The 13,729-nt window shown below is 57.6% G+C and carries 12 protein-coding genes; 6 read left to right on the top strand and 6 right to left on the bottom strand.

The genetic code is table 11. The annotated features are described in order from the left end of the window. Positions 1-131 precede the first annotated feature (131 nt). The 5 genes from G7Y41_RS09780 to G7Y41_RS09760 all read left to right on the top strand — a co-directional run bounded on the left by G7Y41_RS09780 (position 132) and on the right by G7Y41_RS09760 (position 6,369). Positions 132-1,259, top strand: coding sequence for a substrate-binding domain-containing protein (locus G7Y41_RS09780; RefSeq protein WP_165216866.1), 1,128 nt, complete (start codon positions 132-134; stop codon positions 1,257-1,259). A 133-nt stretch (positions 1,260-1,392) separates the two neighbouring features. Beyond that, the gene (locus G7Y41_RS09775) at positions 1,393-2,934 is read left to right on the top strand and encodes an ATP-binding cassette domain-containing protein (RefSeq protein ID WP_331272603.1); all 1,542 of its coding nucleotides are present in this window, start codon (positions 1,393-1,395) and stop codon (positions 2,932-2,934) included. A 14-nt stretch (positions 2,935-2,948) separates the two neighbouring features. Further along, entirely contained in the window at positions 2,949-4,163 is a 1,215-nt protein-coding gene (gene mmsB / locus G7Y41_RS09770; RefSeq protein WP_165216864.1) for a multiple monosaccharide ABC transporter permease, read from the top strand. Between the two features lie 384 nt (positions 4,164-4,547). Beyond that, positions 4,548-5,525 (top strand): aldose epimerase family protein, encoded by a 978-nt coding sequence (locus G7Y41_RS09765; protein WP_165315531.1) that lies wholly within the window; start codon positions 4,548-4,550, stop codon positions 5,523-5,525. Between the two features lie 565 nt (positions 5,526-6,090). Then, a complete protein-coding gene (locus G7Y41_RS09760; RefSeq protein ID WP_165315532.1) occupies positions 6,091-6,369 on the top strand; it encodes a hypothetical protein in 279 nt (92 codons plus the stop codon). 426 nt (positions 6,370-6,795) lie between these two features. Here G7Y41_RS09760 and G7Y41_RS09755 read toward each other — a convergent pair whose 3' ends face one another. The 4 genes from G7Y41_RS09755 to G7Y41_RS09740 all read right to left on the bottom strand — a co-directional run bounded on the left by G7Y41_RS09755 (position 6,796) and on the right by G7Y41_RS09740 (position 10,970). Continuing rightward, positions 6,796-8,445: an MFS transporter gene (locus G7Y41_RS09755; RefSeq protein WP_165315533.1), complete on the bottom strand. Its 1,650-nt coding sequence runs from the start codon at positions 8,443-8,445 to the stop codon at positions 6,796-6,798. A 106-nt stretch (positions 8,446-8,551) separates the two neighbouring features. Then, positions 8,552-8,944, bottom strand: coding sequence for a sugar-binding domain-containing protein (locus G7Y41_RS09750; protein WP_231367417.1), 393 nt, complete (start codon positions 8,942-8,944; stop codon positions 8,552-8,554). Beyond that, on the bottom strand, positions 8,944-9,345 hold the full coding sequence (locus G7Y41_RS09745) for a UvrD-helicase domain-containing protein (protein WP_165315535.1): 402 nt from the start codon (positions 9,343-9,345) through the stop codon (positions 8,944-8,946). The genes G7Y41_RS09750 and G7Y41_RS09745 overlap by 1 nt, the downstream gene beginning before the upstream one ends. Next, positions 9,342-10,970 (bottom strand): ATP-dependent nuclease, encoded by a 1,629-nt coding sequence (locus tag G7Y41_RS09740; protein WP_196819515.1) that lies wholly within the window; start codon positions 10,968-10,970, stop codon positions 9,342-9,344. Before G7Y41_RS09740 ends, G7Y41_RS09745 begins: the two co-directional genes overlap by 4 nt. Positions 10,971-11,199: 229 nt before the next feature. On the opposite strand from G7Y41_RS09740, the gene G7Y41_RS09735 reads away from it, so the two are divergent. Continuing rightward, positions 11,200-12,189: a sugar-binding transcriptional regulator gene (locus tag G7Y41_RS09735; protein WP_165315536.1), complete on the top strand. Its 990-nt coding sequence runs from the start codon at positions 11,200-11,202 to the stop codon at positions 12,187-12,189. A gap of 80 nt (positions 12,190-12,269) precedes the next feature. Here G7Y41_RS09735 and rbsD read toward each other — a convergent pair whose 3' ends face one another. Beyond that, a complete protein-coding gene (gene rbsD, locus G7Y41_RS09730) occupies positions 12,270-12,773 on the bottom strand; it encodes a D-ribose pyranase (RefSeq protein WP_196819514.1) in 504 nt (167 codons plus the stop codon). Positions 12,774-12,799: 26 nt separating this feature from the next. Then, entirely contained in the window at positions 12,800-13,729 is a 930-nt protein-coding gene (locus tag G7Y41_RS09725; RefSeq protein ID WP_165315537.1) for a ribokinase, read from the bottom strand.

The following is a 13,729-nucleotide window of genomic DNA, read 5'->3' as shown; positions in this document are numbered from 1 at the left end:
CACCTATCGGTGGCAGTGAGAACACCGTCATGCAGGGGGCGCACAACCCCTGCATACACACCCCACATCCAGGGGAAGGGTGAACGAGGTCGTTTGCCCTGAACCCAAGGCAGTGAAGCCAGGAGTTAAACATGAAGATCACGAAGTTGGTTGTTGCCATCTCCGCCTTTGCAGTTGCAGCTGCGGGCCTGACGGCATGCAGTGCCGAACGCGGGAACACATCGGGTTCGGAATCCGATAAGACCGGAGGCAGCTCCGAAGGCGCGACGATCGGCATCGCAATGCCCACGAAGGCGCTTGAGCGGTGGAACCGCGACGGTGCTCACCTTGAAGAGGTCCTCAAAGAAAAGGGCTACGAGACCTCTTTGCAGTACGCCGACAACAAGGTTGATCAGCAGATCACCCAGATCGAAAACATGATCACGCAGGGCGCCGACGTCCTGGTCGTCGCCTCGATTGACGGCACCGCCCTCGGCCCCGTCCTCGACAAGGCCGCCGCAGCTGGCATCAAAGTTCTTGCCTACGACCGCCTGCTCAACGAAACCGAATCCGTTGACTACTACGTCACCTTCGACAACTACAAGGTCGGCCAGCTCCAGGGTGAATTCATCAAAGAGAAGATCGCGGATATGGACAAGCCGATCTACTTCGAGCCCTTCGCTGGATCACCGGACGACAACAACGCGAAGTACTTCTTCTCCGGTGCCTGGGACGTTCTCAGCCCCCTCGTCAAGGACGGCACCCTGGAGGTCCGCTCTGGAAAGGCTCCCGAGAATAACGATAAGTGGCAGTCCATTGGCATTCTCGGTTGGGGCTCTGACGACGCTCAGGCCGAAATGGAGAACCGCCTGAACTCCTTCTACACCGACGGTCAGAAGGTCAACGTCGTTCTCTCCCCGAACGATTCCCTTGCTCTGGGTATTGCTCAGGCCCTCGAAGGTGCAGGCTACAAGCCGGGCGAAGGTTACCCGCTGCTCACCGGTCAGGACGCCGACATCGCCAACGTCAAGAACATCCTCGCGGGCAAGCAGGCCGTGACAATCTTCAAGAACACGGACTTCCTCGCTGAGCAGGCTGCGAAGATGGTTGACCAGATTGTCAAGGGTGAAAAGGTTGAAATCAACGACACCGAAACCTACGACAACGGCCAGAAAGTCGTTCCGACCTACCTGCTGACCCCGGAGGTTGTCACGAAGGACACCGTCCAGAAAGTCCTCGTTGACTCTGGCTTCTACAAAGCTGAGGACCTCGGACTCTGATTCATTGTTGGCTTAGCCAGTGAGGTGTGGGCGCCCCGAATAGCCGCGGGAATCCGCGAAGACCAGCTTCGGGACTCCACGGTTATCGGGGCGCACCCCACACCCCAAGCCAACCCGTTGAGAAGGGTGTTTCATGGCGATGGAAAACATGCCCAGGGTCATTCTCGAAATGGACAACATTACGAAGACCTTCCCTGGTGTTAAAGCGCTGTCCAACGTGACGTTTGACGTACGCGAACATGAAATTCACGCGATTTGCGGTGAGAACGGCGCGGGGAAATCAACCCTGATGAAGGTGCTGTCGGGCGTCCACCCGCACGGTTCCTACAAGGGTCGCATCGTTCTTGATGGGACAGAGGCGAAATACAAGTCGATCAAGGACTCGGAGAAGGACGGTATCGTCGTTATCCAGCAGGAGCTGGCGCTCTCCCCGTATCTGTCGATCGCAGAAAATATCTTCCTTGGCAACGAACGTGCCAAGCACTCTGTTATTGACTGGAACGCAACCAATGCCCAGGCCAAGGCCCTGATGGAGAAAGTTGGCCTTGACGCATCTCCCGACACGATCGTCTCAAACATCGGCGTGGGCAAGCAGCAGCTGGTTGAAATTGCGAAAGCTCTGGGCAAGAAGGTTCGCGTCCTGATTCTTGATGAGCCCACGGCCGCGCTCAACGACGATGACTCGCAGAAACTCCTCGACCTCATCGTTGGACTCAAGGAAAGCGGTATTTCCTGCGTGATCATCTCGCACAAGCTTTCCGAAATCCGCCAGATCGCCGACCGCGTCACCGTTATTCGCGATGGGCAGACAATCACCACGCACGACATCGCCGTCGAGGGCGACATCACCGAGGGCGAATTGATTCGTGACATGGTTGGCCGTTCTATGGACAATCGTTTCCCCGATCATGAACCAACGATCGGCGAGGAAGTGCTCCGCGTTGAAAACTGGACGGTCACCAGCCCAATTACGGGACGCCGAGCCCTTCACGATGTCAGCTTTAATGCTCGCGCCGGCGAAATCGTTGGGATTGCGGGTCTCATGGGTGCGGGTCGTACCGAGCTTGCAATGAGTCTTTTCGGCCGGTCGTGGGGTACCTACGAGCACGGCGACCTGTATCTCAAGGGCCAGAAGATTGAGCTTCATTCCGTCAAACAGGCAATTGAAGCGGGCATCGCCTACGCCTCGGAGGACCGCAAGCGCTATGGTCTTAACCTCATTGCGTCGATCAAACACAACATGACGAGCGCGTCTATGGGGCGGATTACCAAGGGTGGCGTGATCTCCGATATCACCGAATACGGGCTCACCGAGGACCAGCGCGCAAAAATGCGGACGAAGGCGAAGTCCGTTGACGTCAAGGTTGGGACCCTGTCCGGTGGTAACCAACAAAAAGTTGTTCTGAGTAAGTGGTTGCTGACTGAACCGGAAGTGCTGATCCTCGACGAACCGACCCGCGGTATCGACGTGGGCGCGAAGTACGAGATCTACACCCTCATCAATGAGCTCGCCGACCAGGGGAAAGCCGTTGTCGTTATTTCCTCTGAGCTTGTTGAACTCCTCGGCCTGTGCGACCGAATCTACACCCTGAGTTTTGGGCGCATCACGGGTGAAGTCCTGCGCAAGGATGCGACGCAGGAAGTCCTGATGTCCCACATGATGCAAGAGAACTGAAGGAGATACCGACAGTGAGTACACAAGCAGTGACCGAGGGAGCGACAGCTCCCGCGGAAAAATCCTCGTGGTTGAAGAGGATCGACTTCGGTCAGTACGGCATCATGCTTGCCCTGATCGCCGTGGTGATCTTCTTCCAGATCATGACGGGCGGGCGCCTCCTGCGCCCCGATAACGTTGCCTCCCTGATCCAGCAGAACGCCTACGTCATCATCATGGCGATCGGCATGCTGATGATTATTATCGCCGGCCACATCGACCTGTCTGTTGGCTCCCAGATCGCCCTCATCGGCGGCTTCCTCGGGGTGTCGATGGCGAAGTGGGACATGCCGTGGGTGGTCGCCGTGATCGTCGCTCTGCTCATCGGCATCGCGCTGGGAGCTTGGCAAGGCTTCTGGGTTGCTTTCGTTGGCATCCCAGGCTTCATCGTCACGCTCGCGGGCATGCTCCTCTTTCGAGGCCTCGCAATCGTCATCGTTCCCCAGACCATCGCTCCGCTACCCAAGGGCTTCGTGTCCATTGCGAACTCGGGGATCCTCGGCTGGTTGGGATTCGCCGGTGTTTACGATGTCTTCACGCTGATTATCGGCGTCGTCCTCGCTGCCCTCTTCATCGTGTCGCAGCTGCGCCGACGCGCCTCCCTCGTCAAGCATGGCCTGACCCCGGAACCCATGTGGCTCCTCATCGGCAAACTGGTGTTTGTCTCCCTGTTTGTCCTGGGATTCATGTTCATCCTGTCGGGGTCGGCGATCGGCCTACCCTACGTGCTGGTCATCTGCGCGGTGCTCATCTTGGTGTACACCTTCGTCCTCAATAAGACGACCTTTGGCCGCTACATCTACGCTGTCGGTGGTAACCGCGAGGCCGCGCGCCTGTCGGGTATCTCGGTGCGCAGCGTGAATTTCTGGATGTTCGTCAACATGGGCTTCCTGGCGGCAGTTGGCGCAATCGTCACGACCTCGCGTGCCGGTGCCGCGGTCTCGGCCGCCGGTCAGAACTACGAACTCGATGTCATTGCAGCCTGCTTCATCGGTGGCGCAGCCGTGTGGGGTGGCATCGGTCGGATCTCCGGCACAATCATTGGTGCTCTCTTTATGGGGGTTCTCAACATGGGTCTGTCGATCATGTCGGTTGACTCCGCCTGGCAGCAGGCCATCAAGGGCCTGGTTCTGCTCTTCGCCGTGGCATTCGACCAGATCAACAAGGCTCGCGCGACGAAGACCTCCTAGCGTTCTGTGGTTGTTGGTTGATTGGGGCACCCCCGGAGGCTTCGGTCTCCGGGGGTTTCCTTTACTTCCTGCTGTTGTGTGCCGTGTGCCGTGTGTCGTGACTTACTGCGCTTACTGCGCCTACTACACCGCGCATCTGGCGCGTTCTGGGGTCATGAGCCGCGCTCGTCCTCGTCCCCCGAATTGCCGACTCAACTGACGGCCACAACAAGGACACGCCCGGCTCCAACCCGCGTCCCCTCGATCCCCAAAATGCCTTCGCCACTGGCTTCGTGACGCGCGAACGCAATAGACTGGTCACGGCCCGCTTATCGGAGCGCCGGGACAATGGGTGTTCGACGCGAAGCAATCCGAGAGGGCCTCATAGACGATAAGGAATTGATCATGGACGTGACGATCGGGACCGGCCGGGTCCGCGCAACAATTCAGCTTGCGGGCGCGATGACAACTGCCGTCTTCAACGCCGGTTCCGAGGACGAGTTCTCGCCCTCGTACATTGCCAAATGGAGCGGATGGGAAGGCGATCCCCTGCTGGAGAAGCTGCGCGGAGATTTCCTCTGCGTTCCCTTCGGTGCGGCCCCGGCTAGTGCCCAGACCCTCCCCGAAGAATGGCGCGGCGGCTACGACGGTCCGAGCGAATGGACACACGGATACAGCGCCTCCGGCCCGTGGGAACTGCTGTCTCAGAACACCGAAAGTGTCCGCCTTGGCCTGACCTACCCCGAGTCCTCCCCCGTTGAACGCGTCGAACGTCTGATTACCTGCGAAGATGACGGCGTTGAATACATCGACACAATCATCATGCGCCAGACTGCGGACCTGCCGCTGGGCCTCCACCCGATCCTGCGCCTCCCGGAGACGCCCGGGGGTGCTCGCCTCGTCCTGCCTAAAGCCCGCTCTTTCCATTCGCTCCCCATTGACTCGGGCACGTCCGTTCTCAAAGTCGGTGCAATTTACGAGGACGCGGCTGCGGCTCCACGCGCAGACGGGGGAACCCTTGATTTGACCAGGCTTCCCCTCGATGGTGAAAACGTGGACGAAATCGTTCTGATGGTTGAGCCCGCAGATCCCAAGGTCACGCTGGTTAACGAGGTTGAGGGGTACGAGGTTTCGATCGAATGGGACCCGAAGTTCCTTGAGCACTGCCTGCTGTGGGTGTCCAACCGTGGCCGTACTGCCCAGCCGTGGGGTGGAACGAACCTGTGCTTGGGCGTTGAGCCCGTGACCTCGGCCTTTGATTTTGGTCAGGGGGTATCTGCGGGTCCGAACCCGCTGAATGCTGAGGGTATTGCCACGTCGGTGCATCTGGAAGCGGGGGAGCGCTACGAGATTCGCCACCGCATGACAGGCAAGCGGATCTGAGAGGTTGTTGGGGAGGGGCGTCTCGCGGTCTGGGGCGTCCCGTTGCAGTCTTGGGGGCGGGGCCTCTTATTGCGGGTGGGGCGTCCTATCGCGTCAGGGGGCATCCCATCGCGGCCATTTTCGGACGGTGACATCGCACTGACAGATCTCGCTGTGCTGATTCTCATGGGCTGATCGTTGGTCGGATCGGGGTGCCTGTGGATAACTCAAGCCGTCGTCAAAATGTGGTGTTTCATAGGTGTTGAGTGGTTATTCGATCATTGGTGATCGATGGCGCAATTCCTGTGGAGGAGGACGAGTGGCTGTGATGTGTTCCCTGTGGTTGACAGGATCTCGGCGTGTTTCCTAGAGTTAACAGAGATAGTATTCTTTTGAGTGCGCTCAAACACGGAGTGTCTCGGACGGACATTCTGCATGCATTGGAATATCCAGTGTTCATCCGACCTCAAGACGGGTACGACATTGTTGTTGGTGCAGGACGAAATGGCCTTCTCATTGAGGTTGGTGTACGAGAGCCAGTGGTATTTCATGCAATGAAAGCGCGGTCGAAATTCTTGGAGGGGAAATGAGGAAACGCAGCATCGAGGAGATACTCGACGAGATTGAGAATGCAAATAACGGTGAAGGACCGGATCCGGTTGGTCCTGTCGTTCTTGGGAGAGGATTGTCCGCGCTCGTTCATGCTCTTGAAAAGGAAGCCGAGGCACAGGAAGAGATTCGCGAAGCTGTCGCTCTTGCGCGTTCCGACGGCGCTACCTGGGAGATGATCGGTGACTTCATGGGTATGACTCGGGCGGGTGCATACAAGCGATTCAGCTCGAAAATCGACGAGGATATTGCCTAGCTGTCAGCGGGTGATGATCCTCGATCTAGCAGCTACTCTTCCACGTTGCGGGACCGGTAACCCGTGATCGACAAATGGTCGGGTCTCGTCCGAGGGTGATTGCTGAGCTGGTGCGTCGATCCCTGGCAGTAACTCTCCCGGCGGGTCGCGTGTCCATCCGTACTCGTCAAGCGCTTCCGACTCACAGGGTGAGAGCGCATGGAGACCGCAGTCAGAGGGGGTCGGGAGAGGGACCAGCGTACTCAAAGTTGTACTCGACATGCTCAAAGTGCAAATGAAAGTGCGAAAATACAAATGAAAGTGCAAAATTTGCACTTTCATTTGCACTTTAATTTGCTATTTAGTTGTCATGTGCGCCGGTTAGTGAGGCGACGAACGTCAAAGCTGTACGGCGCGTTGCCGAGAGGCCCGCTGCCCACGCCTCGCTCAGGCACCGTAGCGGGCCTGGAACTGTTCTTCCAGTTTCTCCAGCGATGTCCCGCGAGTCTCGGGCACGATCTTCACGTAGAACGCCAGGGCAACGACGTTGATCGCTCCGAACACGGTGTAAGTCCATGCGGCACCGAGATGCTCAATCATCACCGGGAACACGTAAGTGACAACCGCGTTCATCAACCACCCGCAGCCAACGGCGAAGCCTTGGGCGACGCCACGGATCCGAGAGGGGAAAATCTCGGACAACAGCACCCAGTTGACGGTTCCGGACTGTTTCGCAAAAACAAACAGTGACACCAAGATAACGACCAACCAGGGGAGGAAGGCAGGGACGTCCTCGTTAATTGCACCGGACGGAAGCATGTGGGGAGAGATACCGACACCGAAAACGATCGCCAAGGAAAAGAGGAAGAAAGTGACGCCCGCTTCCTGGTAAATGCCGACGTGGCGACGCTGAAGCCGGCCAACCAGCCACAGGCCAAAGCCAGCGCCCAGACAGGCGACCGCTCCGGTGATGACGTTGATCGTGATGGAGTCGGCGGCGGAGAATCCGGCGGCATGGAGGATCTTCGGCAAGTAGTACATTGCCGTGTTGATGCCGGTCAGCTGGTCAAAGCAGGCGAGTCCGATGCCGACGAAGACCAGCCGACGAGTCCACCGCACGCCAAGCGTCCGCCGCAGCGACCACTTTCCTTCGTTCTGCTCGACACGGTGCAAGTCGATCATTTCGTGAATCTCGCCGGCGACGTCGTCGTGCTCGGGATTACGGATGCGTTTGAGAGCACCCACGGCCTCGGCATAGCGGAAGTTCGCGGCGTACCAGCGTCCGGACTCGGGCATACGGCGCATCCCGATCCACAGGACAATCGCGGGAATGGTGGCGAGGACGAGCATCCATCTCCACGCCGAACCGTTACCCGCTGAAATGAGGACTCCAGGAATTTGGGAGATCTGATCCCACGAATACCATTCGCCGCTGGTCAGGGTGCCGGTGGGATCGGAAGCAACTTGCGCTCGCGGGCCACCGTGACCGTGAGAGAGAAGAGCATTCATTGAATAGGCAAGGAGCTGTCCGAAGACAATCATGAATTGGTCGAGGGCGACCAGGGAACCCCTCACCTGAGTTGGTGCTGATTCAGATAGGTAGATCGGCACGGTTGCCGAGGCGCCCCCGACCGCCCACCCGAGGATGAAGCGGAATAGGTAGAGGATCCAGACATTGGGGGCCAGCGTGCATCCCAGGGTGCCGAGGACGAAGACGGCTGCAAGTACGAGGATGTTGTAGCGGCGGCCTTTGCGATCGGAGACTCGTCCACCAAGGATCGCGCCGAATGCCGCGCCGATTGCGAGGATCGCGCCGACCAAACCTTCCTCGAACTCGTTAATTGCGAGGCCGCCAGCTTCCGTCGCCATGTACATGTATGGCAGGGCGCCCGCAATGACACCGGTGTCGTAGCCAAATAGCAGCGACCCGAACGTTGCGATGGCTGCGAGAGCTGCCATCTTCCGGGGCTTACCCGATGCCGGGGTTTTCCGGACCAGGTCATCAAGTTCGGCGGCGGTGATGACGTGATCGGAATTGGAGCTCGTCGCCTTGTCTTGTGGCGTCCCTTCGTTGGGGTGCTCGCTCGATCTATGCATGGGTTTAAGTGTGCCCGTTTCGACAGGTGTTGTCACACATGTCAGGTAATCGCAAGAGAAGAAAAGTTGCGTATTTAAGGAACGCTCGGTGCTTGTGCGTGTCCGCTCAATTGGTCCTACGAGTGTGTTGGTGTTTCTTGATTGCGGGCAGTTTCAATAACTCCCGCGCTGTATCTGCGTCAGTAACGAGGTCGGTGATCAGTCCGGATCGGGAAAGCGCGTGAATGGCGCGAACCTTCTTGCGGGAGCCGGCTACCGCCACAACCCTCGGGACGCTGAGAAGATCGTTTTCGGAGATCGTGATGCACTGACTTGAGATGTCTTCGCCAACAAGTTCACCTTCATCATTAATGAAGAGTCCAGCAACTTCGGCTCGCGTGCCAAGACGTGAGAGTTCGTTGCTGATTTCTTCGGGGAAAACCGAACGGAGTTGGGACTCGGCTGGTTCCCATGACCCGACTGAGAGGATTGCGAGATCGATCGTTGAAAACATGTTCATCACGCGGCGAATATCGCGTTGCCGCCGCCAGCAGCTTGCATCGCGCGTCGCATGGTGTTGGTCTCAGGCATCCCCAGATCCTCCATACGCAGACCGATGGTCCTACCATGTGCGAGGACGACCTGGGCGGCGAAGCCGTGGAAGTTGCGCACGACGATCTGTCGGTGCGCTCGCGTCTGTCCCAGCACCGAGCGCAATCGTTCTTCAAGATTCGCGCGAGCGCGCTTGGTGAAGGTGAGGGCAAGCACTCTCTGGTGCGGCTTCAGCGAGCCAATCTGGTGGGCAGCCCTGTGCGCCAGCACCTCGGTCTTCCCGCAGCCCGGCGGTGCGAGGATCAGCAGGTGGTCCTTCTCCGAGGTTGCTGCAGCATACTGCTCCCCGCTGAGCTCAAACACACTCACTGCCGACTCAACTCGTCGAGCCTGCGGATGAGCCTAGCCACGCTGCCAATTCTCTCAGCACTGCTGGCGTCCAATGCTTCTGAGATGCAGGTCGCTGCTGCAACTTTCCCTTTGTTACGGCAGAACTTCGCGACCGCCTCAACGGAAATGTCCTCGATCGCAGCGGCTCCGGACGCCTGAAGAATCCCCGTTTCTCTGCAGAACCCGCCGTCAATGAGCGCCTGCGCGGCGACCTGTCCACCGAGAGCACGGGTGTATTCGTCCTCGAGATCAGCGTCAGAGATGAAGACGTGCTTGTTGATGACCTCCTTCGGCTTTCTCTCGAACGCGTTGACCCACTTGTCACTCTCCTCCTTGTCTACAAGACCGAGCAGAGTCGGTCCGAATCCGTCGGGGCCAAGGATGGGAAAGACGTTCGCGAACTTGTCGGCTCCGTCCAGCTCGACGACTGCTGCACCAAGCCGGTCAAGGTCAATAGCAAGTTCCCTGGCAACTGCCTCGACAATCACTCGGTCGGCATCGCCCTCCACGAGGACGACAAACCTTGCTGTGAGCGCTTCGAGTAAGCGCGGCGACCACCAGTGGGCCCTCACTTTCTCAACATTTGTCAGCTTCTTGTCGCCGATCTGTCGGCATTTCCCGTGTCGGTCGACAGCGATGACCTCCGAGGGTTCGAACCGGTGGAGGATGTATGGCGAGTGTGTGACGATGATCTTCTGGTTCCCAGCACCGCTTAGGAGATCAGCCACAGTCCGCTGGCTGGTGGGATGGAGGTGGATCTCTGGCTCGTCGATCGCGAGGACGTTCGCGGTCCCCTCAGCCAGGTCGAAGAGCATCATCGACATGAGTTGACGAACGCCGTCCGACTGCTCCATCAACGAGACCTGGTCGTCACCCCGGTTAAGGAAGATCGTCACGTCTTGGAGCACGTCTGTGGAGGGGTCAGTAACACTGCGGACAGCAAAGTCGCGCTTCGTGACCGCGCGCGGCATCGCACGGCTGAGATGGGCAGCCACTCTGTTAAGGAGCTCCCCGACCGACTCGTTACCAGCCAACTCCTCGTTGAACTGCTCCAGGATGGTTCTCAGCTTATCCTCGTCGGTACCGAGGTCAGCGGAAGCCAACAGCGTCCGGACCGGGCTATGCCCACCGTCGATCATCGACACGCCCCTCGTCGCCTTCAGAAAGCGCCATCCGAAGGCCTCAAGTTGTTCTCGGCTGAGCGCTCGCTGGTGGCCACTATCCGGGAACCACCGACGTACCGTTACGGCCTCGTCGTCCTCGTCCGCTTCCACCACCATTTGGACCCAAAGGTGTTCGCTAACCTGATCATCGGCGATGGTGATCTCATCAGGGAAAACCCGCCTGCTCTCGTCCGTGAAGTCCGTCCACTCGGCATCAACCACGAGCGGCTGACTGGAATCCCTTAGGTCCCCAGGGGTCAATGTCTGGTACAACCCAGCAGTGCTCGATCCCAAAAGAAAGTTAAGCATTCGGAGGATCGACGACTTGCCAACGTCGTTTGCGCCGAAGATCACACAAAAGATGCCATCATTGGGCTTGGGTACCCGCCTATGGGCAAACTCATTCTCATCGGTAAACAATGCCGAATGACTGGCAGTCACGATCCGACTCTACTTCTTCCCGCCAGACGTAAGCCCCGTTCGGAACTCCGCCTCGTCCTCGTTTATCATGAGGAGGCATCATCTTGCGACTACCTCGCTCTCACGAGTAAATGCGTGCGGCATCATGGTGAAACCCTTGACAATTTGCGGGAAAACTACTGGTACCTCAGTCTAGAGTTAAGAAAATGAACACCCGGGTAAGTTTTTTCAACGAAAGCATGGATGTCTTGTGAATGTTGCATCGGAATCTCACTCAGCATGGTCGGCTATTCCTCTCGAAAAGCTCCGTCTCATGACCCGAGTTTCGAAGCTCTACCACGAACAACACCTCAAACAGTCAGAGATCGCCACTGTCCTCGGAATTTCCCAGAGTCGTGTTTCTCGAATCCTGCGCAGAGCAACCCGGGTTGGCTTGGTTCGCACCGTCGTCGTCATCCCGCCAGATGTCCACTCAGATCTCGAAAGTGAACTCGAAAAGAAGTTCGGGATCGAGCGTGCCGTAGTTATTACCTCGCAGCCCACAGAGGACGGCCTGATCCGAGCGCTCGGAGCCGCAGCCGCCGCATACGTTGAAACGACGGTCAACGATGTCGATATTCTCGGTTTCTCGTCCTGGTCGGCGTCCTTGTTAGCCTCGGTGGATGCGCTTGAGCAGTCTTCAACCGTGAAAGCGGACAAGGTTGTCCAGGTCATTGGAGGTTCCGGCGAATCCACAGTGCAGATCCTTGCAAATCGAACAATGGATCGTTTTGCCCAGAAGCTCCACGCAACCCCTGTCTTCCTTCCGGCACCCGTGACAATGGAATCGGAAAGCGCTGTTCACCAACTACTTGCCGATCGAGCCTTTACCGATGTCATCCGCTGCTGGAAAAATATGTCTGCGGTTTTCGTAGGAGTAGGCACACCGGAAGCATCACCCTTCTTCCAAGCCTCCGGTTATGCGTTGTCGAACGATGACCGACAATCCCTCCTTGACGCCGGAGCTGTTGGAGACATCTGTCTCCGTTTCTTCGATAAAGATGGAATTCTCGTTGACCACGAATTCAATCACCGAATCGTCGGGATTGAGCCCGACGATTTCCTCGCGATCCCCACGCGCGTCGGCGTATGCGGAGGCCTTCGGAAACGCTCCGCGATACGTGCAGTCCTCAGAGGTAGATGGATCAATGTCCTCATCACCGATTCGGATACGGCGGTCTCACTCCTGAGTGAGTCGTAGCTGCCCAACACACGACCGGGGGTGCGATTGAAACAAAATCGAACCCCCGGTCCGGTTTCCCCATGAATCAGGTCGTCAGATCACATGTCGAAGTCGGGAACAACTCCCTTGCTCATTGCTTCGCGGCGTTCAATATAGGCCGGCAACGTCGTTACCGTCTCCGACGTGAACCACGCAAACGGGTCCGTCGACGCAATGATTGCGAAGTTTGCCCAGGGCTCGAAAGAACCAGATCTAACGACAACCTTGGCCTTTGGTGCCCACTCCTCGATGAGTTCCTCGTGAATCGCCGGAATGAACTTTGCACCGGACCCCTTATAGATATCCTGAATCTCGGAATAAAGATCGGGATTATGCGTCTTCACTTCCGGAGCGAAATGAACTTCTTCGGCAAACATATGTTGCCGAAGCACCCGGAGGATCTGGTACACAGTCGGTACATCTTGGTATAGCGCCAGATCGATCCGGCGAGCATCTCGCGGAATTGGGAAGCCCGCATCCGTCACGAGAACCACGTCGGTGTGGCCCAACTCCGCCAGAGCTTGCGCCAGCTCTGGGTGAAGAATTGTCTTGGGTTTCATCATTTTCCCTTCTCTTCAGCTGTAGTCCCTTATTCCACTAATTCGAGGTAGCGGTAAACCTCATCCCGATACTTGTACGACGGCACAGTCTCCCAGTCCATGCAGCACAAACCCGACACGGCAGATGCAAACTCCGACGCCTGCTCCAGATTCATCTCCTCGGACAACCCGACGGCAAGTGCTGCATTGAATGAGTCGCCCGCACCGTTGGAATCAACAACATCGACAGGAATGGGACGAACCATCAGTGTTTTATCGGGCGTTGCGATCAACGACCCTTTGCTGCCGAGTGTGATGACGACATTTTTCACGCCGATATCGAAGAGCCGACGTGCAACCTCTTCGTTCGAGATATCATCATCGGGTTCTAGTCCCAGCAGCACGCGAGCTTCACTTTCGTTCGGAGTCAGGATGTCAACGTATTCCAAGGTCCTCCCTCTGAGAGAAACCGCAGGAGCCGGGTTAAGGATCGTACGCATGCCACGATCCTTCGCTGCCCTCAGTCCATAGAGCGCAGTATCGAGAGGAACTTCAAGTTGTGCCAGAGCAACCGAGTTCTGCCTTCCCCGAGGAAGTCGCTGATCAATATCGTCGGGAGAAAACTCCTCGTTCGCTCCCATATCTACGACGATGACGTTTCGTGCGTCTGTATCCTTGATGATGAATCCCACACCCGTCGGGCGTGTTTCGCTCACTCGTGTTCTATCGCTCGAAATACCCTCGGCGGTGAGTAGCTCCCGGAACTCATCTCCAAAAAGGTCTGCGCCGACGACTCCGAGGAAGTCCACTTCGGCGCCCAGCCTCGCAGCCTGGATTGCCATGTCTGATCCTTTACCACCGTATGTCTGGCGGTAGTCACGACCAACAAGGGTCTCACCGGCAAGTGGAATTCTGTCGGCGGTCATGACGAGTGCTTTGGCGTACGACCCGATGACAACGACATGTGCTGTGGAATCCAT

The sequence above is a fragment of the Schaalia sp. ZJ405 genome, assembly GCF_011038885.2.
GTDB lineage: Bacteria > Actinomycetota > Actinomycetes > Actinomycetales > Actinomycetaceae > Pauljensenia.
Note: the sequence above shows the minus strand (reverse complement) of the source record. Positions and strands in the feature narration are given on the sequence as shown.